Source organism: Streptomyces luomodiensis (assembly GCF_031679605.1).
Lineage (GTDB): Bacteria > Actinomycetota > Actinomycetes > Streptomycetales > Streptomycetaceae > Streptomyces > Streptomyces luomodiensis.
Genome location: NZ_CP117522.1, coordinates 3384328 through 3408589 on the forward strand (window position 1 = coordinate 3384328; position 24262 = coordinate 3408589).

Sequence of the window (24262 nt, forward strand, 5' to 3'; positions counted from 1 at the left end):
TTTCTGAGCCGGTCTAGTGGGTGGTAGTGATACCGAGGGCCGGCAGGGCATGCCGGCACGAGTGACATGCCGGCAGAAAGTCTCCGTGCGGTATGACGTCTCCGGTGTCCGGATCAACCTGCTCCCCGATGGAACGGGTATCGATCACCGCTCCGGAAAGAGCGTTTCGCGCGTCTTCGACGGTTCTGATCGATTGTCCGGTCGGATCCATCTGATGCAAACGGTCCGAAATGAGGGCGACCTCGGCACACTGACCGTGACCTCGCCCCGTCCGCTCCCCGGAATCCGCGATCTGCTGGTAGAGGTCACGCACAGCCGGGTGGAGGTCCGGTGTCTGCGCGGCCACCGCCTGGTCTCTGGCATCCCCCGTCAAGTTCTTGGATATCTTCATCCGCTGCATGCTGGTGTGGGCCGTGATCTCGCCATTGTGCAGCAGACTGCCCGCACACCCCGAGTTGACGCGGCTCTTGCCGATCGGCGCCACACCCTTCTCGCTGTCCGGTCGCTTTTTCTGCGCCTCGTTCGCCAGCCGCTGCGACTCCGCCTCGAGCTCGCGCCGCTGGGCTTCGGGAGACAGATGACGCACGTCCCGCGTGTCCAGCCGATGGTGCCGTGTCTGCCGAGCCGTGCGGCCGTGCCAGTTCTGACCGCCGCCTGAGCCGTTGCCGCCGCCACCGGGCGGTTGGCCTCCGCCGCCGCCTCCGTTCGCCGGCGGCTCACCGGAGTGCGACCCGCGTTCCTTCTGGAAGCTGTCGCGCGTCTTCTGGTTCTGCGTCTTCTGGCCCTCACCGGCCTTGACCAGCCCGTCTCCGACCTTGTTCAGATGCGTCCGCAGCTTTCCGTGCGCATCTCCCAGAGACGTCATCGCCTCCTCGACGACCCCCTCGATCGCTTGCGCCAGCGAGCCGCGGCCCTTGGTCCTGCCCAAGGCCGTACGACCGCGCCGGAGGTGGGCGCTGCCCTTCTCGTCGAGGTGCTTCGAATGGTCGTACACCCGCGAGGCGAACAGCCCGTGTTCGTGGTCGTCGAAGACGAGGTCACCCACGCCTCCGCCCGCTCCCCCGCCGCCGACCCCCGCGAGCACCAGTCCCCCGCCCCCGGCGCTCGCCAGCTGCATGCCGTCCTTGCCCGCCTGCGCCGTCTGGCCGAGATCGATACCGTCCTGGATGCCCGCGCCATCGGCGGCGACCTGCACGATGAGATCGGTCGTCATGGCCCCCAACGCGGCGAACACCGGGCCGGTGGCGACGGCCAGCAGCTCCTCGGCCGCATACTCCGCGGCCTCCCTCAGGAGGCGTTTGACGATCGTGCGCGTGGTCGCCACGCCGGCCACTGCCCCGAGTTCCGACAGACCCAAGGTGAAGGGGGCCGCGGCCTGCGCCGCCGCCACCTCCGCCGCCAGGATGCCGAGTTGGACGATCGCGGCGCCTTTGGCGCCCTCGACGAGGATCGCCGCCCCGTCCAGCCCACCGGCCAACAGCCGCCCGGCCTCGGCCAGATTGTGCAGATGTTCCGCGTTGAGCTTTCGCATGTGCGCGTCGATGGCATCGGCCATCTCGCCGCGGTTGGTCGAGATCAATCGGTTCAGGGCCGTGTTGGTGTCCCCGCGCCCGGTGTCCACGTCGTCCGCGAACGTACGCAGCGCGTCGGCCATGTCGCGGTAGTCGTCCTCGTCCACGTTCGGCCAGCTCACGCCGATCAGATCGAGCACGAAGGCCAACTCGTCAGGCAGCACGACGCCCATATCTGCACCCCCCAGTGACGTTCCGGGCCCAGTGAGCCCGAACCAGCTTACGGGGGCGTGTCAGGTCTCCACCTGTGCTGTGACCTGCTGTGACAGAGTCGTTGAGATATACATGCACAAGGAGAGACGCAGGTCACACCCACCCCTGTCACATTCCGCCGAGCCATTCCGTCAGTGAGGTGTAACCAGCAGCAAGCAACCGCATAGGAGCCCACCATGGACGCTCGCCTGAACCTCTTCGACAGCCCGCTCGCGACCACATTCGTGAAGCACCTCGTCTCGGCGGGCAAGGTGTTCGCGGACTCGGCGCTGCCGGCCGCGACACAGGAGCTGGTGAAGATCCGCGCCAGCCAGATCAACGGCTGCGGCTTCTGCACCGACATGCACACCAAGGAGGCCGCGCACGCCGGGGAGACCTCGGTGCGCCTCAACCTGATCGCCACCTGGCGGGAGGCCACCGTCTTCACCGACGCCGAGCGCGCCGCGCTGGAGCTGGCGGAGCAGGGCACCCGCATCGCCGACGCGGCCGGTGGGGTCACGGACGAGGCGTGGGCGAACGCCGCCAAGCACTACGACGAGGAGCAGCTGGCCGCTCTGGTGTCGCTCATCGCCATCATCAACGCCTTCAACCGCCTGAACGTCATCGTCCAGCAGCCGGCCGGCGGCTACCAGCCCGGTCAGCTCGGCTGACGAGGAGTGCCCCGCCGGGGCCGCCGGGGCCATCGCGGAGGCGCGATGGCACCGGCGGCCCCGTGAGGCGCTGGAGCGGCGCGCGGCGCCTCAGTCGTAGAAGTCCACCTTGTACGCCCACGGGTCGTTGGTGGCGATGTACAGCTCTGCCCTGTTGTTGCTGCCGTCGACGTAGGCGCTGACGTTCCAGGTCTCGCAGCCGCCGGCCGTCTGGGTGCGGATGCTCCCGATCCGCTCGTGGGAGCTGTCCGGGTCGGATTCGTAGAGGGCGTACTGCGCCTGGCCGGTCAAGCTGGTGTGGATGCAGGCGTGGAATTCGCCGCCGTGCGACTCGGCGTTGTAGCTGTAGTAGACGCCGGCGATCTCGAAGAACTTCGTGGACGTGACGTAGTCCCAGCTGGGCGGCACGTCGGCGGTCGTGGCCGACGCGGGGACGGCGAGTCCCAGGGTCGCGGCGGCCGCGATGCCCGCGAGTGTCAAACCGCGTGTCCTGGTCATGGTGTTCCCCCGTGGTTCGGCTGCGCGTCAAGGGATTTGACCATCTCATGGGAGAAAAGTTGCCGGGAAGAGGTGCTTCGGCGCATTGTCCGGTTCCGTTGCGTGAGTGACCGGTTCCGGGCGCACCTCCCCCCGGGTTGCGGGCCCCCGCGCGCGGGGTGACGGTGGAACCGGGGGCACACGGGGGTGGGCTGAAGAAGACGAAGAGGACCGCGCCGGTTGCGGGCAAGCACCGGACCGTCGTCCTTGGGGCCTTGGCTGTCCGCGCGGTGGCGCGGGTCCGCGATCCGGGTGGGGGGAGTCCCGGTGGGGGGAGCGCACTGAACGCGCGAAGGAAGCGGAGAAGGCAATGACGAACGGACCTGGGCCCATGGGGCCCATGGGTAAGGGCCCGAACGGGGACCGGCCGGAGCGGCCCGGCATTCCGCTCGGGAAGCAGACGACGACCGAGTACACCGGACGCTATGTGGTCCTGCTCGACCAGCAGGAACCCGAGCGCGGTATGGACGCGCTGCGCTCGTCCGTCGGGATCGCGGCCGTGGAACGGGTCCGCGGGGCGGACCCCGGCGCCGCCGCCGAGCTGCTGCGGCGGTCCGATGTGTCGGTGGTCCTCGACGAACTCGGCGTCGCCGTCGTCGATGTGCAGCCCGACCAGCGCCATGCGCTGGTGACCACGGCGGAGGCGGAGCCGGCGATCATCGCCACGGAGCCGGAGCGTGTGGTGTACGCGTCGGTGATCACGGAGCCGCAGCGCACGCTGACCGGGTTCTTCCCGACGTACCGCAGCGATGACGACGAGGTGACCCGGCACACCCGGGCTGAGCTCGCCACCTCGCTGGGACCGGCCTGGGACGAGCAGAACGTCACCTGGGGGCTCCAGGGAATCCGCGCCAACTGGTCGCATCTGACGGGCAGCGGGGTGAAGGTCGCCGTGCTCGACACCGGGGTGGACACCGACCATCCGGATCTGACCGGATGCGTCGAGGCGACGGCCTCCTTCGTGTCCGGTGCCGGTGTCGAGGACGGCCACGGCCACGGCACCCACTGCATCGGCACGGTGGCCGGTCCGGCCCAGCCCCAGCACGCGCCGCGGTACGGCGTGGCCGGTGAGGCCCGGGTGCTGGCCGGCAAGGTGCTCAGCGACCAGGGCATGGGCTCCGACGGCGAGATCCTGGCGGGCATGGCCTGGGCGGTCTCCCAGGGCGCCCGGGTGATCTCCATGTCGCTCGGGGCCCCGGTGGAGCCGGGCGAGCTGTTCCCGCAGACCTACGAGAACGTGGCGCGGCGCGCCCTGCGGCGCGGCACCGTGATCGTGGCCGCGGCGGGCAACGAGAGCCGGCGGCCCGGTTTCGTGGCGCCGGTGGGGCGGCCCGCCAACTGCCCGTCCATCCTGGCGGTGGCGGCGCTCGGCAAGGACCTGGGGACCGCGTTCTTCTCCTGCGGCGCCATCAACGGCGCGGGCGGGGAGATCGATATCGCGGCGCCCGGTGTCGACATCTTCTCGGCCGCGCCCGGCGGGACGTACCAGACGATGAGCGGCACGAGTATGGCGACACCGCATGCCGCCGGTGTCGTCACGCTGCTCGCCCAGGCGCATCCGGAGGCGTCGGCGGCCGACCTCAGCACCCGTCTGCGGTCCGGGGCCCATCCGCTGCCGCAACCGGCGGCGGACATCGGCTCGGGCCTGCTCCAGGCGCCGTGAAGCCCGCGAGCGAGGACCCCGCGAGCGGGGGCCCGGTGGGCGGAGCGTCGCGGTCCGGGCCGGTCGGAGTCATCCTCTCCGTCGACCCGGACCGGTTCGCCGAGGTCGTGGCGGCCGCGCGCGGGGTCGGGCTGACGGTCACCGGTGAGCAGCCGGTGCTCGGCTCGCTGTCCGGGACCATCGCCGAGGACCGGATTCCGGTGCTGGAGGCGGTGGACGGCGTCGAGTCGGTGGACCGGGAACGGATCGTCCGGCTCCCCCCGCCCGACTCACCGATCCAGTGACGGGCTCTGCCGTTTTCTCCGCGCGGGCGCTCAGACCCGGTCGAACGGTTCGGCGTAGGCGAACGGCCCCTTGAGCGTGGGCTGATAGGCGGTCAGGGTCCGGACCTGGAAGTACTCGCCCCAGGCCGGATCCGGGGCCGTGATGCCGTACTCGGCCGACGGGCGGAAGCCGAACCGTCCGTAGTAGGCGGGGTTGCCGAGCAGGGCGACCAGCGATTCGCCGAAAGCGTCCGCGGCGCCGAGCACCGCGTGGACGAGCGCGAGGCCGACGCCGCGACGCTGGTGGGCGGGGTGCACACTGAGCGGGCCGAGACCCAGGGCCAGCTCGGAGCCGACATGGCCACGGGTGCACACGACATGTCCGATCACCTCGCCACGGTCGCCGGTGGCGACGAACGACAGACCGGGCAACCAGGCGTCGCTGGAGCGGAGTTCGTCCAGCAGCGTGGACTCCACCGGAACCTCGGTGTCCGACTTCGCGAACGCGGCCGTGGTGACGGCGCGGACCGCGGCGGTGTCGGAGTGGATCTCTCGTCGGATGAACATCGGGTCAGGATGCGGTCCGGCCCGGCGCGGCGGCAACCGAATTGTTCAGCACCACGCGGTGCGGACGGTGGACGCACCGGGCCGTAAGACGGTGGACGCACCGGGCCGTAATTGGCTCGACGCGGCGCTGTACGTCCGGCAGCCTCCCGTCATGGACCCCCATCACTGGCCCCTGTACGGGCTTCGCCTGCGTACCCCACGCCTGGAGCTGCGGCTCCCCGACCTCCCCCGGCTCGACGCGCTCGCCGCCGTCGCGGCGGACGGGGTGCACGACCCGGCCGAGATGCCCTTCAGCGTCCCCTGGACCGACGCGCCCCCGAAGGAGCGCGGACGCGCCACCTTCCAGCATCTGCTGCGCACGATCGCCGAGTGGCGCCCGGAGCGGTGGACGCTGAGCCTCGCGGTGCTGCACGAGGGGGCGGTGATCGGGCGGCAGGACCTGACCGCGACCGCGTACGCGATCACCCGGGAGGCCGAGACCGGCTCCTGGCTGGGCACCGCCCACCAGGGCAAGGGCCTGGGCACCGAGATGCGGGCGGCGGTGGCGCACCTGGCGTTCGAGGGCCTGGGCGCGCGGTCGCTGACCTCGGGCGCGATGGTGGAGAACGGCCGCTCGCTCGGGGTCTCCCGGCGGCTCGGCTACCGCCCCGACGGGCTGTCCGTGGTCGCCGTGCGGGGCGAGGCCCGCACCATTCAGCGGCTGCGGCTGGACCGCGCGGCCTGGGCGGAGCACCGCACCGTCCCGGTCGAGGTGGCCGGATTGGAGCCGTGCCGCGCGCTGTTCGGCGCGTAACGGCCGAAGCCCACTGGCTACGCTCCCCCCGTGACGACACCCCGGATAGTCCTGGCCATGGCTTCCGCCCTGCGGCGGGCGCGCGGCACCCTCGTACGCGGCTGGTCGCACCCCCGGCTGCGTCGGCCCAAAGGCATCGCCCAACGCGTCGTGACCGGTCTGGCGGGATGTCTGCTGATCGCCGTGCTGGCCGCCGGGATCTCGCTGCGGCTGCTGTACGCGGGCGACCCCGGGCCCGATACCCGCACCCGGGGCCGGGACGCGGTGTGGCTGGGCCACGCCTGGGTGGACGGCCGCAACGGCGAGGCCGAGCTCACAGCGCTGGTGCGGCGGGTGCGCGACACCGGGATCCGCGATCTGTACGTCCACGCGGGCCCGTTGGAGCACGACGGCACCCTGCCCGAAGGGCGCTACCCGAAAGCGGGGTGGCTGCTGAAGGCGGTGCACCGGGACCTGCCCGGCGTCCGCGTCCAGGCGTGGCTCGGCGACGTCCTGGACACCGAGGGCCCGACCGGGCTCAGCCTGGCCGACCGCGACAACCGCACGCGGATCGTGGCCTCGGCGCGGCAGGTGCTGGACGCGGGGTTCGACGGCGTCCACTTCGACCTGGAGCCGCTGCACTCCGGGGACCGCGCCTACCTCGCCCTCCTCGACGCGCTGCACACCCTCACCCGGGCCCGCCACGCCCCGCTGTCGGTCGCGGCCCACCAGATCGACCCGCTGCCCGCCCTGCACTCGGTCGCGGGCTTCCTCACCGGCCACCCGAAGTGGTGGTCGCAGTCGTACTTCGGGCAGGTGGCCCGGCGGGTCGACCAGATCGCGGTCATGTCGTACGACACCTCGATGCCGCTGGAGCGCCTCTACGGCGGCTATGTGGCCCAGCAGACGCGCCTCGCGCTCGAGGCCACCCCGCCGACCACGGATCTCCTGATGGGCCTCCCCGGCTACCACACCAACAACCTCGGCCGGCACGCCTGGGCCGAGACGGTCCCGGCGGCCGTCCGGGGTGCCCGCCTCGGCCTCGGCCGCGAGGACCGCCACCGTGAGCGCTTCGGGGTGGCGCTGTACGTGGACTTCGCGGCGACGGACGACGACTGGGCGGCGTACCGGGAGGGCTGGGGCGAACGCGCGGCGGGCTGACCGGCCCGGCGCCCCTGGCCCCCGACCGGGCCGGGACCCTGACCGGGCCGGTCAGGGGCGCCGGCCGGTCAGGAGCGGGACGGGGTGACCAGGCCGGTCTCATAGGCGGCGATGACCAGTTGGGCGCGGTCCCGGGCGCCGAGCTTGCCCATGATGCGGCTCACGTGGGTCTTGGTGGTGAGCGGTGAGGGGCCGAGGGCCTGGGCGGCCTCGGCGTTGTTCAGGCCGCGGGCGACGAGGGCGAGCACCTGGCGTTCGCTCTCGGAGAGCACGGCCGGCGCGGCGGGGGCGGGGGCGCCGGGCGGCGGGGCGTCCGGCAGGCGCAGGGCTCGGGCGATGAGGCGGGCGGTGGGGCCGGGCGAGAGCAGGGACTCCCCCACCGCCACGGTCCGGGTCGTGCCGTCCCGGGACGGGACGCCGCGCGGTGCCGTGCCGCCCACCAGGTCATGGTGTTCCGCGACCTCGGCGACCTGCCCGCCGGCCGCCTTACGGTCGGCGTCGGTCAGCCCGCCGTCGCGGTGGTGGACGAGGACGAGGTCGATGGTGTCGCCACCGGGCAGCCGCTCCTGGAGCCGGGCCACCTGGGTGGAGTCGGCGCCCGCCGGGAGGTAGTCGACGGCCGTGTCCCGTTTGGCGCCGTCGAGCTCGCCCGCGAAGGGGACGGCGACGAGGAGCAGCAGCGCCCAGCCCGCGAGGACCGCCCAGGGCAGCGAGCGGCGCCGCTCCGGCCGGTCGCGGCGGGCGGTGACGCGCCCGGTCGATGGGGATCGCTCGGATTCCGTGACGATGTCGTCTGCATGCCCCCAGGCTTCCGGCGCCGGAGGGTCGATACGTCGCGCCGACGGCGGAGATGGCGACTACTGCGCCGGGGGCGGGAGGGGCGCGATCACTCCCCGGGGAGTACGGACGCGGGCCGGCCGCCGGATCAGAAGGCCGCCCTGGTGGCGGCGAGCAGCCGGGCCGTGTCGTCGGGGCAGATCATCAGGGCCCGGCCGACGGTCTCCAGGACCGCGCGCTCGGCCGGGCGGTACGCGCCGTCGGCCACGGCGATCCGGGCGCCCTGGAGCAGGATGGCCTCCCGGCCGGCCGGAGCCAGATGCGGGGCCAGCGGCTCCAGGGACTCGTGCAGCTCGATGGCGAGCGCCGTACCGCACGGGTCCAGACCGTCGCGCTCACCGCTGCCCGCGCCCGGCAGCCGCCCGGTGTCGGCGGCGAGCGCCTCGATGAGCGCGAGCAGCTGCTCCTCGCCGCAGTCGGCGAACCCGGCGGCGCGCACCGCGCCGACCGCGACCTGCCGGACCGCCGCCGATTCGGTGCCGCCCGCGGCGAGGACCGCGAGGGCCACGGTGTGCACCGCGTCGCGGAGCATCGCGGAGAAGCGGGTGGTGGTCGGGTGGTCGAGCACGTCCGTGCCGTGGCGGCTGCCGCAGGCCGCGCATTCGACGATGGGCGCGGCCGGGCCGCGCGGCAGCAGCGGCAGGCCGAGCACCACGATGCGGCGGCGGCCGGTGCGGCGGCGGTAGTTCCGGTCGCCTCCGCACTCGGGGCAGAAGAATTCGCCATCGCCGACGGTCCGCCACAGAGTGCGTACGCCTACCACACACAGGTCCCGGTCACGGCGGGCTCGCCGGTGCACCACGTCACACCTCCATAACGCTTCGGCCACGTTGCCGCGTTGACGTGATGCTAGCCACATCCATGATGTGGCGTCAGTACCCCGAACGGAGACAACAGGCCAAACCCGAGGCCCCGCCCACCTCATGCGGTGAACGGGGCCCATGTGGGTGACGGGTCAACGGGGTGACGGACCCGTCCGGTGAGAGACCGGCCGCGCGGCCGAAGGATCACCTGCGCAACGGCGGGATCACCTGTACAGCAGCGGGATCACCCGTACACCGCGGGATCAGCCGCGCCGCCGAAGGGTCACCTGCGCGCCCGGTTCACCGCGGAGACGACCGCCTTGAGGGAGGCCCGCACGATGTTGGCGTCGATCCCGACGCCCCACAGCACCTGCCCGTCGATCGCGCATTCGATGTACGCGGCGGCCTGGGCGGCGGCGCCCTCGCTCAGGGTGTGCTCGGAGTAGTCCAGCAGCCGTACGTCCACGCCGATCGCGGCCAGGGCGTCGAAGAAGGCCGCCAGCGGGCCGTTGCCGGTGCCGGTCAGCACGGTCTCGGCACCGTCCACGACCGCCTCGACGGTGAGCGCGTCGGTGCCCTCGCTGGTGGTGGACGTCTGCGCGCTGCGCAGCGCGATCCGGCCCCACCGGTTGTCCTCGGTCGGCAGGTACTCGTCCCGGAAGACCGCCCAGATCTGGTCCGGGGTGACCTCGCCGCCCTCGGCGTCGGTCTTGGCCTGAATCGTCTTGGAGAACTCGATCTGCATCCTGCGCGGCAGGTCCAGGTTGTGGTCGTTCTTCAGGACATAGGCGATCCCGCCCTTGCCGGACTGGGAGTTCACCCGGATCACGGCCTCGTAGGAGCGGCCGACGTCCTTGGGGTCGATGGGCAGGTACGGAACCGCCCACTCGATGTCGTCCACCGTCTTGCCCTGCTCGGCGGCGCTCGCCTCCAGCGCCTCGAACCCCTTCTTGATGGCGTCCTGGTGGGAGCCGGAGAAGGCGGTGTAGACCAGATCGCCCGCGTAGGGGTGGCGCGGGTGGACCTCCATCTGGTTGCAGTACTCGGCGGTGCGGCGGATCTCGTCGATCTGCGAGAAGTCGATCTGCGGGTCGACGCCCTGGGAGAACAGGTTCATGCCCAGCGTCACCAGGTCCACATTGCCGGTGCGCTCGCCCTGCCCGAACAGGCAGCCCTCGATCCGGTCCGCCCCGGCCATGATCGCCAGCTCGGCGGCGGCGACGGCGGTGCCGCGGTCGTTGTGCGGGTGCACCGACAGGCAGATGTGCTCGCGCCGGGACAGATGGCGCGACATCCACTCGAAGCGGTCCGCGTGGGTCGAGGGGGTCGAGCGCTCGACGGTGGCCGGCAGGTTCAGGATGATCTCGCGGCCCGCCTCGGGCTGCCAGACGTCCATGACGCCCTCGCAGACCTCCAGCGCGAAGTCCAGCTCGGTGTCGGTGAAGATCTCCGGGCTGTACTGGTAGCCGAAGACCGTCTCATCACCGAGGATCTTGTCGGCGTACTCCATCACCAGCCGGGTGCCGTCCACCGCGATCTGCTTGACCTGCTCCCGGGTGCCGCGGAAGACGACCCGGCGGAAGGTGGGGGCGGTGGCGTTGTAGAGGTGCACGGTGGCCTTGTGCGCCCCGCGCAGCGACTCGATGGTGCGCTCGATCAGCTCCTCGCGCGCCTGAGTGAGGACGGAGATCGTCACGTCCTCCGGGATCGCGCCCTCCTCGATGATCGACCGTACGAAGTCGAAGTCGGTCTGGCCGGAGGAGGGGAAGCCGACCTCGATCTCCTTGTAGCCCATGCGTACCAGCAGGTCGAACATCTCGCGCTTGCGGGCCGGGGACATCGGGTCGATCAGCGCCTGGTTGCCGTCCCGCAGGTCGGTGGAGAGCCAGCGCGGGGCGACGGTGATGCGGTTGTCCGGCCAGGTGCGGTCCGGGATGTCGACGGCCTCGTACGGGCCGTACTTGTGGATCGGCATCCCCGAGGGGCGCTGGGCGACGGTCGCGGCGGTGATGGGCGTGGGACGGCCGACGGCGTTACCGGAGGTCTCGGAATGACCGGGCGTATCGGAGTGAGTCATGGTGCGCGGGGCTCCTTGTGTGAATCCGCTGTCCGCTGGACGGGTCCGCTGGTACGGAAGTCCTGGGGCGGCCGACGGGGCGTGATCACCGCAACGCCGAACTCCGCGGGGAGGGGGTCGGCCTTCGACTACAGGCCCTCGCCGCGGCAGCTAAGAAGAAGCAGCCCGAAACGCATGATGGAAGGCAGCCTAACCGAGACGGACGGGACACGGCGGGCCCGTATCACTATGCGGACCGATACATGGTCCGCGGGAGAATACACATCTACCACTCGATTTCAGCAATCATGGCCGCAAGGCGTGACACGGGCACCACGCGGTGCGACATTGCCAGCCATGGACGCCATGGACGCCAACGCCAACGCCCGCGGTCACCGCCGGACCGCTGCCCCCGGTGACCGCCGCACCGCCGCCTTCTGCACGATCGTGCCGCCGCATGTCCTCGACAAGCTGGCCCACGCCGACGACCCCGCACTGGCCGAGCCCGCCCGCCGCACCCTGGAGCGGGACGCCCTGGAGCGCACCCGCCGCCGGATCACCACCGTCCGCGGGGTCGTCGCCGCCGCCCCACCGGCCGAGCCCTCCGACCAGCCCCGGCGCACCATCTACGACGCCCAGCACACGACCTCGCTGCCGGGGCGGAAGGTGCGCGGCGAGGGCGACCAGGCGGGCGCGGACGCCTCGGTCAACCGCGCCTACGACGGGCTCGGCGCGACCTTCGAGCTCTTCCTGAAGGCGTACGGCCGGCACTCGATCGACGGCTCCGGGCTGCCGCTGAACGCGAGCGTCCACTACAGCGACGACTACAACAACGCCTTCTGGGACGGCGAGCAGATGGTCTTCGGCGACGGGGACGGCGAGGTCTTCCTGGACTTCACCATCCCGATCGACGTCATGGCCCACGAGCTCACCCACGGCGTCACGCAGTACACCGCCAACCTCGAGTACTTCGGCCAGTCCGGGGCGCTCAACGAGTCGATGTCCGATGTGTTCGGCTCACTCGTCAAGCAGCACGCCCTCGGCCACAGCGCCGAGCAGGCCGACTGGCTGATCGGCGCGGGGCTGCTGGCGGAGCGGGTCACCGGAGTGGCCCTGCGCTCGCTGAAGGCCCCGGGCACGGCGTACGACGACGACGTGCTGGGCAAGGACCCGCAGCCGGGCACGATGGACGACTACGTCCGCACCTCACGCGACAACGGCGGCGTCCACATCAACTCCGGCATCCCCAACCACGCCTTCTACCTGGCCGCCACCGCCCTGGGCGGCAACGCCTGGGAGCGCGCCGGGCAGATCTGGTACGACGTGCTGACCGGCGGCGAGCTGGCCTTCGACGCGCAGTTCGCCGACTTCGCCCAGCTCACGGTGGCCGCGGCACAGGCCCGCTACGGCGAGGGCGAGGAGCAGGCGGCGGTGCGGGAGGCATGGGCGGAAGTGGGCATCACCGATCTGCGGAGCCGCGTGGGCGCGCGCTAGGGCACGCCATCGGGTAGTGATGGAGCCATGCGCATCTCCGTCATCCGCACCGGCGGATTCGCCGGCATCGAGCGCCGGGCCGAGCTGGACACCACCGGCCGGCCCGACGCCACCCATCTGGACGCCCTGGCCCACCAGGCCGTCGAGGCCGGCCACACCACGGCCACCCGCGGCGTCCCCGACGGCTTCCAGTACGAGATCACCATCGACGGCCGCACCGTCCACGCCGCGGACCCCCACTTGAGCGACGCCCAGCGGGAGCTGATCCGAACGGTGCTGAAGGAGGGGGCGTAAGGACCACCCGGCCCGCCTCAGAACGCGCCGGCCTCCGGCCGGCGGTCAGGGCCGGCCTCAGAACCCCAGCTTCCGCAACTGCTTCGGATCACGCTGCCAATCCTTCGCCACCTTCACATGAAGATCCAGAAAAACCGGCGTCCCCAGCAGCGCCTCAATGTGTTTGCGGGACTTGGTGCCGACCTCTTTCAGGCGGCGCCCCTTCGGCCCGATGATGATGCCCTTCTGGCTGGGCCGCTCGATGTACAGGTTGGCGTGGACGTCGAGGAGCGGCCGGTCCGCGGGGCGGCCCTCGCGGGGCAGCATCTCCTCCACGACCACCGCGATGGAGTGCGGCAGCTCGTCCCGTACGCCCTCCAGCGCGGCCTCCCGGATCAGCTCGGCCACCATGACCTGCTCGGGCTCATCGGTGAGGTCGCCTTCGGCGTAGAGCGTCGGTCCCTCGGGCAGCAGCGGGACCAGGAGATCCGCCAGCAGATCCACTTGCCGATCCCCGACGGCCGAGACCGGCACGATCTCGGCCCACTCGATGCCCAGCTCCTTGCCGAGCCGGTCGATGGCGAGCAGTTGCTGGGCCAGCTGCTCGGACTCGACCAGATCGGTCTTGGTGACGATCGCGACCTTGGGGGTCTTCTTGATCCCCGCGAGTTCGGTGGCGATGTAGCGGTCGCCGGGGCCCAGCTTCTGGTCGGCGGGCAGGCAGAAGCCGATGACGTCGACCTCGGCCCAGGTGGTGCGCACCACGTCGTTGAGCCGCTCGCCGAGCAGGGTGCGCGGCTTGTGCAGACCGGGGGTGTCGACGAGCACCAGCTGGGCGTCGGGGCGGTGCACGATGCCGCGGACGGTGTGGCGGGTGGTCTGCGGGCGGTTGGAGGTGATCGCGACCTTCGTCCCCACCAGCGCGTTGGTCAGGGTCGACTTGCCCGCGTTGGGGCGGCCGACGAAGCAGGCGAAGCCCGAGCGGTGCGGGGTCTCCCGCTGCTCGGTCGGGGACGGGGAGGTACGGGCAGTCATGGTCCCCATTCTCCCCGATGCCCCGACCGGCTCCGACCAGCCGCCCCTGCCTCGTGCGACCGCCGACGGCGTTGGGGGGCGGCCGGGTGGCGGTGGTTGGCGACGGGTCAGGCCGGCAGTGTGGCCCGCGGGGTGCCGTCGGGGCCCGCCAGCAGCACCGGGGTCCCGGTCCCGCCGAGGTCCCGTACGGCCGCGCGGTCCTCCTCGGACACGCTCTCGCTCTCGCTCACCACGGCCGCGGCCTCCAGGGAGGTGGCGCCGCTCGCCACGGCCATGGCGACGGCGGTCCGCAGCGCGCTCAGCTTCAGCGAGTCGAGGGCTACGGTGCCGGCGACATACGTACGCCCCGTCTCATCGCGGACGGCGGCGCCCTCCGCCACGGAGTTGCGGGCCCGCGCGGAGCGGGCCAGCGTGATGATCTTGCGGTCTTCGGGGTCCAGCTGCGCTGCTTCGCTCATGCGGATGAGCATATGCGGGGCGCGCCGGACCGCCGTGCGGCGGTCCGGCGCGGGCGTGCGGGTTCGGGCCTTACGGGAGCGGCGGTACGGGCTGGAAGGTCAGCGAGGCCGACCCCGACGACGGGCTCAGGCCCGGGGCACCGGCGAAGGAGGCGGTGTACGTCGAGGCGGTGAGGACGGTCGGGGACACGGTGACGTTGCTGAGCGTCGCCGTGCCACTGGCGTTGGTGACCGCGCTGCCCAGCGGGATCGGGCCCAGTACGGAGTTGGCGACGAAGGTGAGGGTCTGACCTGGGATCGGGTTGTTCGACGCGTCCCTCAGCGTCGCGCTCATGGTCGGGATGACCAGCGTGCCGTTGAACCGCAGCCGGATGGTGGCCGGGTTGGCGGTCACGGTGGTCCCGGTCGGCGCCGCGACCACGTTCTGGGTGAGCGTCGGCGAGGTCGAGCCGTTGAAGCAGCCGTCGCCGCCGTAAGCGGCGATGACCGTGTGCGGTCCGGCGGTGAGGATGTTGGTGCTGACGCTGGCCTGTCCCAAGGCGTTGAGCGTGCCGGTGAGGGTGGGGCCACCGCTGATCACGAACGTGACGGTTCCGGTCGGGGTGCCCGTCGCCGGCGGCACCGCGGTCACGGTGGCGGTGAAGGTCACGGTCTGGCCGGGGGTGGACGGGTTCGGCGAGGAGGTGAGCGTGGTCATGGTGTTGGCCTGGCCGACGGTGACCGATCCGGAGGCCGACGAGCCCCCGACACCGGTGTTGCCCGCGTAGGTGGCCGTCACCGCGTGCGTCCCCACCGGAATGGCACTGGTCGTCACACACGCCTGACCACTCGCGTTCAACGTCCCGGTCAACGTCGGACCACCCGCGATCGCGAACGTCACCGTCCCGGTCGGCGCACAGGTGCCGGGCGACGTCGTGGCCACCTGAGCGCACAACGTCACCGGCTGGCCACACACCGGAGCGGCGGGCGTGATGGTCAGCGTGGTCGTGGACGCGGCCTGGCCGACGGTGATGGTGCCGGAGGCCGACGAGCCCGCGACACCGGTGTTGCCCGCGTAGGTGGCCGTCACCGCGTGCGTCCCCACCGGAATGGCACTGGTCGTCACACACGCCTGACCACTCGCGTTCAACGTCCCGGTCAACGTCGGACCACCCGCGATCGCGAACGTCACCGTCCCGGTCGGAGCACAGGTACTGGGCGACGCGACCGTCACCTGAGCGCACAAGGTCACCGGTTGGCCGCACACCGGAGAGCTGGGCAAGAAGCTCAGCGTGGTGGTGGAGGTGCCCTGGCCCACCGTGACGGAACCGGATGCGTTCGAGCCCGCGACACCGGTGTTGCCCGCGTAGGTGGCCGTCACCGCGTGCGTCCCCACCGGAATGGCACTGGTCGTCACACACGCCTGACCACTGGCGTTCAACGTCCCGGTCAACGTCGGACCACCCGCGATCGCGAACGTCACCGTCCCGGTCGGAGCACAGGTCCCCGGCGCCACCGTGGTCACCTGCGCGCACAGGGTGACCGCCTGTCCGCACACCGGAGCGGCGGGCGTGATGGTCAGCGTGGTCAGGGAGGACGCCTGATTCACCGTGATCGGCGTGGTCACCGTCGAGCCGGTGACATCCCCGTCGCCCGCGTAGGTGACGGTCACGATGTGCGTGCCGACCGGGATGGCGCTGGTGGTCACGCACGCCTGACCACTGGCGTTCAACGTCCCGGTCAACGTCGGACCACCCGCGATCGCGAACGTCACGTTCCCGGTGGGCGTGCAGGTGCTGGGCGGCGCGACGGTCACGTTCGCGCAGATGGTCACCGGCTCGCCGCAGACGGAGGGGCTGGGCGAGACGCTCACCGAGGTGGCCGACGTGCCCTGGCCCACGGTGATCGGCGCCGAACCGCTGGAGCCCGCGACGTCCGTGCTGCCCCCGTACGTGGCCGTCACGGTGTACGACCCCGCCGTCAGCGCGTTGGTGGTCACACATGCCTGGCCCGTCGCGTCGAGCGTGCCGGTCAGGGTCGGGCCACCGGTGATCGTGAAGGTCACCGTGCCCGTGGGCGTACAGGTGCTCGGCGGCACCACCGTGACCTGTGCGCAGATGGTGACGGCCTCGCCGCACACCGGGGCGGCGGGCGACACCGTGACCGATGTGGTCGACGCCCCCTGGCCGACCGTGACCGTTCCGGCGCCGGAGGAGCCCGCGACGTCCCCATTGCCGCCGTAGGTGGCCGTCACGGCATGCGTCCCCACCGGGATGGCGTTGGTCGTCACGCATGCCTGGCCGGTCGCGTCGAGTGTGCCCGTGAGCGTCGGCCCGCCCGCCACCGAGAAGGTCACCGTGCCCGTCGGGGTACAGGTGCCGGGCGCCACGACCGCCACCTGCGCGCACAGGGTCACCGGCTCACCGCAGACCGGCGAGGCGGGGGACACCGTGAGCGTCGTGGTCGAGGACGCCGGGTTGACGGTGAGCGGGGTCAGGGGCGAGTTGGACGCGGCGAAGTTGGTGTCGCCGTTGTAGAACGCGGCGACCTGGTGGGTGCCCACGCTCAGGGCCGGCACGGTGACGGAGGCGTTCCCGGAGCCGTCGAGGGTTCCGTTCACCGTGGGCCCGTCGGCGCTGATGATGAAGGTGACCGTACCGGTGGGGGTACCACTGCCCGGGGGCACCGCCGCCACATGGGCGGTCAGCGTCACGGTCTCCCCGCAGACGGGCGCGGGCGGGACGAAGGTGACGGTGGTGCTGGTCGCGGCCAGGTTGACCAGCTGGATGGTCGTGCCGGACGAATTGTCGGTCGGGTCGGTGGAGTTGGCGAAGTTCGCCGTGACCAGATGGGAGCCGACGGCGAGGGACGAGTCGGTCACGCTGGCCGTGCCGGAGTCGGGCCCGGTGGGGGTGAGCGTCACGGGGCCGATGGTCGGGCCACCGGCGAGGATGAAGGTCACGTCTCCGAACGGAGGGGATCCGGCGGTGATGCCGGTGACGGTGGCGGTGTAAGTGACGGACTGACCGAAGACCGAGGGGTTTGGTGTGGAGGTCACCGTGGTGGTGGACATGGAAGCGGCCACCCTTTCCTGCTCGCAGGGGATGAGCCGCCCGGCTCCGCGCGGCGCGGGCTGCGCGGAGCCATGGCCTCTGCGCGGGGGTGCCCATACGGTCGGCCTGTCTACGTCAAGCGGACAGGCCGACCGTCCCCCGACAGAGGTATGGGCGACCCACCAGTCGGTATCTGCAAGTAAGCGGGCTGCTACGCCGGATGGGCCAGGGAGGGGACGGCGTTTCCACTCGGATGGCGCAGCGCGGCCCGCGCGTTGCCGATGCGCGGGCGCACGGACGCGCATCGGCCGCGGCGAACGCCGCGCCCAGGCGCACGGGAGAGCGCGTGGGGGACGCGGCAGACCGAGCGACGTACGGCATGCCGATCCGGTCCGGCCCCGTAGAAGACGCCCGCGGCCCCGCCCCTCAAGAGGGGGCGGGGCCGTGGCGGGCTGAGCGGCGGTCCGGCGGCCCGCCGGACCGCCGCTCAGCTCTCTCGACTCGGCCGCGGCGGGCAGGGGTCCGGGCTCCCCGACTCGGCCCCGCCCGGCGGGGCCTAGCTCTCCGACTCCGCCGCGGCGACCTCGCGGACCGGCTCGACCAGCACCGTGACGATGCGGTTGCGGCGGCCCGCCGGGGATTCGGCGGTCAGCCGCAGCGCCTTCAGGGCGGGGTCGGTGCCGCCCTCGGGGACGTCGACCTCGGCCTTGGCGCCCGCGATCGGCACCCGGCCCAGCGCCTTGGCGAGCAGCCCGCCCACCGTCTCGACGTCCTCGTCCTCCAGGTCGGTGCCGTACAGCTCGCCCAGGTCGCCGAGGGCGAGCCGGGCGGTCACCCGGTGGCTGCCGTCGCCGAGGTCCTCGATGGGCGGCAGCTCGCGGTCGTACTCGTCGGTGATCTCGCCGACGATCTCCTCGAGGATGTCCTCGATGGTGACGATGCCGGCCGTGCCGCCGTACTCGTCGATCACGACGGCGACGTGATTGCGCTCCCGCTGCATCTCGCGCAGCAGATCGCCCGCGTTCTTGGTGTCCGGGACGAAGGCGGCGGGCCGCATCGCGGTGGAGACCAGCTCGGACTCGGCCTCGCGGTTGATATGCGTCTTGCGGACCAGGTCCTTGAGGTAGACGATCCCGACCACGTCGTCCTCGTTCTCCCCGGTGACCGGGATGCGGGAGAAGCCGGAGCGCAGTGCGAGGGTGAGGGCCTGCCGGATGGTCTTGTAGCGCTCGATGACCACGAGGTCGGTGCGCGGCACCATCACCTCGCGCACCAGGGTGTCGCCGAGCTCGAAGACGGAGTGGACCATGCGCCGCTCCTCGTCCTCGATCAGCGACTCCTGCTCGGCGAGGTCCACCAGGGCGCGCAGCTCGGCCTCGGAGGCGAACGGGCCCTTGCGGAAGCCCTTGCCGGGCGTGAGCGCGTTGCCGAGGAGGATCAGCAGCGGCGGGATGGGGCCCATGACCCGGGCCAGCGGGATCAGCGCATAGGCGGCGGCCGTCGCGGTGTTGAGCGGGTGCTGGGCGCCGATGGTGCGCGGGGAGACGCCCACGGCCACGTACGACACCAGGACCATCACGCCGATCGCGACGGTCAGCGCCTTCCAGGTCTCGTCGAACTGGTGCAGACACGCATAGGTGACGACGGCGCCCGCCGCCATCTCGCAGGCCACCCGGACCAGCAGCGCCACATTGAGATAGCGGGTGGGGTCCGCGGCGACGAGCATCAGCTTGGCGCTGCCCCGCCGCCCGGAGCGCACGGCCTCCTCGGCGCGGAACCGGGTGGTGCGGGCGAGACCGGCCTCGGCGCAGGCCGCCAGCCAGGCCACCACGACCAGCAGGACGGCCGCGGTGACGAGCTGCGCGGTCATCGGACGGTGGGGGCCGGGGAGGGGCCGGTCAGGCCCTGCTCCGCACGCCAGCCGTCGATGATGGCGGCCTGGAGGCCGAACATCTCGGCCCGCTCGTCCGCCTCCTCGTGGTCGTAGCCGAGGAGGTGGAGGACGCCGTGGACGGTGAGCAGCTGGAGCTCCTCGTCCATGGAGTGCCCGGTCGGCGCCTCCTCCCCCTGCCGCTTGGCCACTTCAGGGCAGAGCACGATGTCCCCGAGGAGGCCCTGCGGGGGCTCCTCGTCGTCCTTGGCCGGCGGACGCAGCTCGTCCATCGGGAAGGACATGACATCGGTGGGCCCCGGCAGGTCCATCCACTGGATGTGCAGCTGCTCCATGGCGTCGGCGTCGACGACGATCACCGAGAGCTCGGAGAGCGGGTGGATACGCATCCGGGCGAGTGCGTAACGGGCGACGTCGAGCACCGCCCGCTCGTCGATATCGGTACCGGACTCGTTGTTGACGTCGATCGCCATGAGCGTTTTGGGTTACTTTCCGTTGCGGCTGTCGTACTGGTCGTACGCGTCGACGATACGGCCGACCAGCTTGTGACGGACCACGTCGGTGCTGGTGAGCATGGAGAAGTGCACGTCCTCGACGCCCTCCAGGATCTCCCGCACCTGGCGCAGACCGCTCTTGGTCCCGCCCGGGAGGTCGATCTGGGTGATATCGCCCGTGATCACTACCTTGGAGTCGAAGCCGAGCCGGGTGAGGAACATCTTCATCTGCTCGGGGTTCGTGTTCTGCGCCTCGTCGAGGATGATGAACGCGTCGTTGAGCGTCCGGCCGCGCATGTACGCCAGCGGCGCGACCTCGATCGTGCCCGCGGCCATCAGGCGCGGGATGGAGTCGGGGTCGAGCATGTCGTGCAGCGCGTCGTACAGCGGCCGCAGATACGGGTCGATCTTCTCGTAGAGGGTGCCGGGAAGGAAACCGAGCCGCTCCCCCGCCTCGACCGCGGGCCGGGTGAGGATGATCCGGTTGACCTGCTTGGACTGCAGGGCCTGGACCGCCTTGGCCATGGCCAGGTAGGTCTTGCCGGTGCCGGCGGGGCCGATGCCGAAGACGACCGTGTGCTTGTCGATGGCGTCGACATAGCGCTTCTGGTTGAGCGTCTTGGGACGGATGGTGCGGCCGCGGTTGGAGAGGATGTTCTGGGTGAGCACCTCGGCGGGTGTCTCCGCCACTCCGTTCTCGCCGTTCTCGGCCGCGCGCAGCATGGAGATCGAGCGCTCCACCGCATCCTCCGTCATCGGTTGACCGGTGCGGAGCACCAGCATCATCTCGTCGAACAGACGCTGGACCAGGGCGACTTCCTTCGGGTCCCCGGTGGCGCTGACTTCGTTGCCCCGTACGTGGATATCGGTCGCCGGGAACGCGTTCTCGATCACACGCAGCAACGCGTCACCGGATCCCAGGACCATGACCATGGGGTGCTTGTTCGGGACCGTGAACTGCGCATGCGCCTGCGGTGCTGTGGTTGGTTGCGTCATGGGCTGGCTCTCGGGCCTGCTTCTACCTCCTGTGACAAGGGTTCCCGCCGCTCGACAACCCCGGCTTCCAGAGTACGACGGAGCACCGACAAGACCCGAGCCTTTTACTCCACACCCACGCCGCACGCACACCACGCGCCCCGGCTGCCCCGGGTGCGGGCCCGGTCCTACGCCTGGCGGAAACCGATCGTCGGGACGGCCCGGCGCAGCGGCCAGGGGCGGGCGACGGCCGGGAGCAGACGGTCGAGGAAGGCATAGCGGCGCAGCGCGCGGGCGGGCTGGTCGTCGTAGGCGCGGGCGTGCTGCCACCAGGCGGCGATCTCGACCCAGCCGGGCGCGGACAGCGACCCGCCGAACTCCTGCACCGACAGCGCCGCGGTCAGCCCGGCGAAGGCCAGCCGGTCGGCGAGCGGCCAGCCGGCGAGCGTGCCGGTGACGAAACCGGCGACGAACACATCCCCGGCGCCGGTGGGGTCCAGGGCCTCCACGGCGATCGCGGGCACCTCGGCGGTCTCGCCGGTGCCGCCGTCGACCGCGTACGCCCCCTCGGAGCCGAGGGTGACGACGGCGAGCGGGACCAGGTCGGCGAGGGCCCGCGCGGCGGCGCGCGGGCAGTCGGTGCGGGTGTAGCGCATCGCCTCCTCGGCGTTGGGCAGGAACGCCTCGCAGTGCTCCAGCTCGGCCAGGTCGGCCGGGTCCCAGCGGCCGGTGTCGTCCCAGCCGACGTCCGCGAAGACCCTGCTGCCGCGGCGGGCGGCCTCGGCGACCCACTCCTGGCGGCGGCCGGGCACCAGGGAGGCCACGGCGGCGCGGGCCGGGGGCGGGCAGCTGGGCGCGGGCTCCTCGGGCGGCGGGGCCTCGTGGCCGTGGGAGACCATGGTCCGCTCGCCCTCGTAGGCCATGGAGACCGTCACCGGGGAGTGCCAGCCGGGGATCGTGCGGGACGGCGACAGATCGATGCCCTCGCCCCGGTCCAGGGCGTCGCGGCAGTAGTCCCCGTAGTGGTCGTCGCCGAAGGCGGCGGCGAGCGAGGTGCGCAGGCCGAGCCGGGCCAGGGCGGTGGCCATGTTGGCGACACCGCCGGGGCTGGAGCCCATGCCGCGGGCCCAGGACTCGGTGCCGCGGACGGGGGCGGTGTCCAGGCCGGTGAAGATGATGTCGAGGAAGACGGTGCCGGTCAGATAGACGTCGCACTCCGGGTCACCGGGCCGGCGCACGGCCGCGAGCGGGTCGAGCAGCGGGCAGCCCGCCGCGAGCTTGTCTCCGTCGTGTGTCGTCACCGCGCTCTCCCAGGTCTGACCGGTCCGCTCCGTCGTCGGATACGGGTGCGGCCAGTGTGCACGATGGCACGGACAACCGGCCGCCTCAGCGCCGTTTGGGCAGCGCCACGGTCATCAGGTCCCGGGCCACCGTGAGCTCCCCCTCGAACCCCGCGGCCCGCGCCTGGCGCTCGAAGTCGGCCGGATCGCCGTAGCGCTGCGAGAAGTGCGTCAGCACCAGATGCCGCACCCCCGCCCCGGCCGCGACCCGGGCCGCCTGCCCGGCGGTCAGATGCCCGTACTCGACGGCCAGCGCCTCGTCCTCGTCCAGGAAGGTCGACTCGATGACCAGCAGATCGCACCCCTGGGCCAGCGCGTAGGCGCCCTCGCACAGCCGGGTGTCCATGATGAACGCGAAGCGCTGCCCCCGGCGCACCTCGCTGACCTCCTCGATCGCGACCGTACGCCCCTCGTGCTCCAGCACCCGCTCCCGCTGGAGCCGGCCGATCTCCGGGCCCCGGATACCGAGCGCGGCCAGCCGCTCGGGCAGCATCCTGCGGCCGTCCGGTTCGACCAGCCGGTAGCCGTACGACTCGACGGGGTGCGAGAGCCTGGCCGCCTCCAGCGTGTACCCGGGGGTGCGGGCGAGCACCCCGCCGTCACCGGCGACCGGCTCCTCGGCCAGCGCCACCGTCTCGCGGTAGGCGGTCGCGTACCGCAGCCGCTCGAAGAACCGCCGGCCCTCGGCCGGGTAGTGGGCGGTCACCCGGTGCGGCACCCGGTCGAGGTTGATCCGCTGGATCACCCCGGCCAGCCCCAGGGAGTGGTCCCCGTGGAAGTGCGTGACACAGATCCGGTCGATGTCATGGGCGGCGACCCCGGCCCTCAGCATCTGGCGCTGGGTGCCCTCGCCGGGGTCGAAGAGCAGGCCCTCGCCGTCCCAGCGCAGCAGATAGCCGTTGTGGTTGCGGTGCCGGGTCGGCACCTGGCTGGCGGTGCCGAGGACGATCAGTTCCCGTGCGGACAAGGGTTATCCGGGGGGCCAGTTGAGCCCACGGCCGCCCAGGACGTGGGCATGGGCGTGGAAGACGGTCTGGCCGGCGCCGGAGCCGGTGTTGAACACCACGCGGTAGCCGGTGCCGTCGATCTTCTCATCGGCGGCGACCGCGCCCGCCTCGCGCAGCACATCCGCGGTGATCCGCGGGTCGGCGGCGGCGAGGGAGGCCGCGTCCGGGTAGTGCGCCTTGGGGATCACCAAGACGTGGGTGGGCGCCTGGGGGTTTATGTCGCGGAAAGCGACGGTGGTGTCCGTCTCGCGGACGACGGTGGCCGGCACCTCCCCCGAGACAATCTTGCAGAACAGGCAGTCGGTCTGCGGTTCTCCCGCCACCGGTGGCTCCTTACGGATCGTCGGCACGTACGGTCCGGATGGTACCGGGAGGCCCTGCCGACGGTCGCGCTCGCGCCCTATCCGCCCTGGGCGGCACCGATCACGGTACGGTCCGGGGCCGTGCCGCTGCCGGTGCCGCCCGGAGCGGCGCCGCTCTCGGTGGGGTCCGGAGCGGCGGTGCGCTCCGTGACGCTCGGGGCGGCGCCGCGCTCCGTCACGCTCGGGGCGGCGGTGCGCTCAGGAGCGGCAGGACCGGTGGCGCTCTCGGTGGTCCGGTGCTCCCGTGGGTGGCTGAAAGTCGGGCGGGGGCTTGCGGTGTCAAGGGCGCGGCCCTGGCACTCCCCGATCACGTTCGCCTGGAAGACCTTCCGGCCGTCCACCTCGCCGGTCAAGTCGCCCCGGACGCAGTGGTTCTCCCGTACGTAGGTGACCCGGCCGCTGACCCTGATGTCCTTGTCGCTGTCGGTCCTGCCGCGGCAGTCCACCCGCGCGTCGGTCTCCTGGGCCCGCTCGGTCTCGCGCGGGGAGTCACTCGCGCGTGTCCGCTCGCTCTCGCGCGCGGGCGAGGCGCCGACCGTACGGCCCTTCCTGAACTCGGCGTTGCAGCTCATCCAGCGGACGCCGACACCGCCCCGCTCCAGCGCGTGTGAGGCAACCTTGTCCGTGGTGATCGCGATCGTCACGGAGCTGAGGCCGCCCTCGGCCGGCTCGCACCCCGTCACCGCGACCGCCGCCGCGCCGACCGCCACGACGGCCAAAGCCGCCCGCCCCCGCTCCACTCGGCTGAATACCCCCATGGGGGACAGATTCCCATTGGTCGCCACGAACCGGAAGACGGTCATCGGCC

The 24262-nt window shown here is 71.8% G+C and carries 22 protein-coding genes and 1 pseudogene; 7 read left to right on the forward strand and 16 right to left on the reverse strand.

Going from position 1 to position 24262, the window contains the following annotated elements; genetic code table 11:
• Positions 1 to 13 precede the first annotated feature (13 nt).
• A complete protein-coding gene (locus PS467_RS14670; protein WP_311035665.1) occupies positions 14 to 1744 on the reverse strand; it encodes a WXG100-like domain-containing protein in 1731 nt (576 codons plus the stop codon).
• Positions 1745 to 1960: 216 nt separating this feature from the next.
• Between PS467_RS14670 and PS467_RS14675 the strand changes: the two genes are divergently transcribed.
• On the forward strand, positions 1961 to 2434 hold the full coding sequence (locus tag PS467_RS14675) for a carboxymuconolactone decarboxylase family protein (RefSeq protein ID WP_311035666.1): 474 nt from the start codon (positions 1961 to 1963) through the stop codon (positions 2432 to 2434).
• A gap of 90 nt (positions 2435 to 2524) precedes the next feature.
• Here PS467_RS14675 and PS467_RS14680 read toward each other — a convergent pair whose 3' ends face one another.
• Positions 2525 to 2932, reverse strand: a complete 408-nt coding sequence (locus PS467_RS14680) for a YndA family protein (RefSeq protein WP_311035667.1) — start codon at positions 2930 to 2932, stop codon at positions 2525 to 2527.
• 349 nt (positions 2933 to 3281) lie between these two features.
• On the opposite strand from PS467_RS14680, the gene PS467_RS14685 reads away from it, so the two are divergent.
• Complete coding sequence (locus PS467_RS14685; protein WP_311035668.1) at positions 3282 to 4634, forward strand: S8 family peptidase; 1353 nt, start codon at positions 3282 to 3284, stop codon at positions 4632 to 4634.
• Positions 4631 to 4918: a hypothetical protein gene (locus tag PS467_RS14690; RefSeq protein WP_311035669.1), complete on the forward strand. Its 288-nt coding sequence runs from the start codon at positions 4631 to 4633 to the stop codon at positions 4916 to 4918. Before PS467_RS14685 ends, PS467_RS14690 begins: the two co-directional genes overlap by 4 nt.
• A gap of 30 nt (positions 4919 to 4948) precedes the next feature.
• Here the strand turns inward: PS467_RS14690 and PS467_RS14695 are convergent, their stop codons facing one another.
• Positions 4949 to 5464, reverse strand: a complete 516-nt coding sequence (locus PS467_RS14695) for a GNAT family N-acetyltransferase (RefSeq protein ID WP_311035670.1) — start codon at positions 5462 to 5464, stop codon at positions 4949 to 4951.
• Positions 5465 to 5615: 151 nt separating this feature from the next.
• Here PS467_RS14695 and PS467_RS14700 point away from each other — a divergent pair, with 151 nt between their 5' ends.
• Both PS467_RS14700 and PS467_RS14705 read left to right on the forward strand, forming a co-directional pair.
• Complete coding sequence (locus PS467_RS14700; RefSeq protein WP_311039854.1) at positions 5616 to 6257, forward strand: GNAT family N-acetyltransferase; 642 nt, start codon at positions 5616 to 5618, stop codon at positions 6255 to 6257.
• Between the two features lie 57 nt (positions 6258 to 6314).
• Positions 6315 to 7397: a glycoside hydrolase family 18 protein gene (locus tag PS467_RS14705; RefSeq protein WP_311039855.1), complete on the forward strand. Its 1083-nt coding sequence runs from the start codon at positions 6315 to 6317 to the stop codon at positions 7395 to 7397.
• 68 nt (positions 7398 to 7465) lie between these two features.
• Here PS467_RS14705 and PS467_RS14710 read toward each other — a convergent pair.
• The 3 genes and pseudogenes from PS467_RS14710 to leuA all read right to left on the reverse strand — a co-directional run.
• Positions 7466 to 7792, reverse strand: a pseudogene (locus tag PS467_RS14710) (response regulator transcription factor); the annotation flags it as partial.
• Positions 7793 to 8322: 530 nt separating this feature from the next.
• A complete protein-coding gene (locus tag PS467_RS14715; RefSeq protein ID WP_268971957.1) occupies positions 8323 to 9036 on the reverse strand; it encodes a TerB family tellurite resistance protein in 714 nt (237 codons plus the stop codon).
• Positions 9037 to 9320: 284 nt separating this feature from the next.
• A complete protein-coding gene (leuA, locus tag PS467_RS14720) occupies positions 9321 to 11114 on the reverse strand; it encodes a 2-isopropylmalate synthase (RefSeq protein WP_311035671.1) in 1794 nt (597 codons plus the stop codon).
• A gap of 345 nt (positions 11115 to 11459) precedes the next feature.
• On the opposite strand from leuA, the gene PS467_RS14725 reads away from it, so the two are divergent.
• Together PS467_RS14725 and PS467_RS14730 are read left to right on the forward strand one after the other, a co-directional pair.
• Positions 11460 to 12587, forward strand: coding sequence for a M4 family metallopeptidase (locus PS467_RS14725; protein WP_311039856.1), 1128 nt, complete (start codon positions 11460 to 11462; stop codon positions 12585 to 12587).
• 27 nt (positions 12588 to 12614) lie between these two features.
• A complete protein-coding gene (locus tag PS467_RS14730; protein ID WP_268971959.1) occupies positions 12615 to 12881 on the forward strand; it encodes a protealysin inhibitor emfourin in 267 nt (88 codons plus the stop codon).
• 57 nt (positions 12882 to 12938) lie between these two features.
• Here the strand turns inward: PS467_RS14730 and era are convergent, their stop codons facing one another.
• From era to PS467_RS14780, 10 genes are all read right to left on the reverse strand, one after another.
• Positions 12939 to 13895 (reverse strand): GTPase Era, encoded by a 957-nt coding sequence (gene era / locus PS467_RS14735; RefSeq protein WP_268971960.1) that lies wholly within the window; start codon positions 13893 to 13895, stop codon positions 12939 to 12941.
• A gap of 107 nt (positions 13896 to 14002) precedes the next feature.
• Entirely contained in the window at positions 14003 to 14353 is a 351-nt protein-coding gene (locus PS467_RS14740) for a cytidine deaminase-like protein (protein ID WP_311035672.1), read from the reverse strand.
• A gap of 70 nt (positions 14354 to 14423) precedes the next feature.
• A complete protein-coding gene (locus tag PS467_RS14745) occupies positions 14424 to 17405 on the reverse strand; it encodes a beta strand repeat-containing protein (RefSeq protein WP_311035673.1) in 2982 nt (993 codons plus the stop codon).
• Positions 17406 to 17941: 536 nt separating this feature from the next.
• Positions 17942 to 19255, reverse strand: coding sequence for a hemolysin family protein (locus tag PS467_RS14750; RefSeq protein WP_268971963.1), 1314 nt, complete (start codon positions 19253 to 19255; stop codon positions 17942 to 17944).
• The gene (gene ybeY, locus PS467_RS14755; RefSeq protein WP_268971964.1) at positions 19252 to 19749 is read right to left on the reverse strand and encodes an rRNA maturation RNase YbeY; all 498 of its coding nucleotides are present in this window, start codon (positions 19747 to 19749) and stop codon (positions 19252 to 19254) included. The genes PS467_RS14750 and ybeY overlap by 4 nt, the downstream gene beginning before the upstream one ends.
• 12 nt (positions 19750 to 19761) lie before the next feature.
• Positions 19762 to 20766, reverse strand: a complete 1005-nt coding sequence (locus tag PS467_RS14760) for a PhoH family protein (protein ID WP_268971965.1) — start codon at positions 20764 to 20766, stop codon at positions 19762 to 19764.
• Positions 20767 to 20933: 167 nt separating this feature from the next.
• Positions 20934 to 22046, reverse strand: coding sequence for a carbohydrate kinase family protein (locus PS467_RS14765; RefSeq protein WP_268971966.1), 1113 nt, complete (start codon positions 22044 to 22046; stop codon positions 20934 to 20936).
• An 85-nt stretch (positions 22047 to 22131) separates the two neighbouring features.
• Positions 22132 to 23052 (reverse strand): ribonuclease Z, encoded by a 921-nt coding sequence (locus PS467_RS14770; RefSeq protein ID WP_311035674.1) that lies wholly within the window; start codon positions 23050 to 23052, stop codon positions 22132 to 22134.
• A 3-nt stretch (positions 23053 to 23055) separates the two neighbouring features.
• Positions 23056 to 23415 carry a histidine triad nucleotide-binding protein gene (locus PS467_RS14775; RefSeq protein ID WP_311035675.1) on the reverse strand — a complete coding sequence of 120 codons (360 nt, stop codon included), beginning with the start codon at positions 23413 to 23415 and terminating at the stop codon, positions 23056 to 23058.
• A gap of 77 nt (positions 23416 to 23492) precedes the next feature.
• Positions 23493 to 24212 carry a hypothetical protein gene (locus tag PS467_RS14780; RefSeq protein ID WP_311035676.1) on the reverse strand — a complete coding sequence of 240 codons (720 nt, stop codon included), beginning with the start codon at positions 24210 to 24212 and terminating at the stop codon, positions 23493 to 23495.
• Positions 24213 to 24262 lie beyond the last annotated feature (50 nt).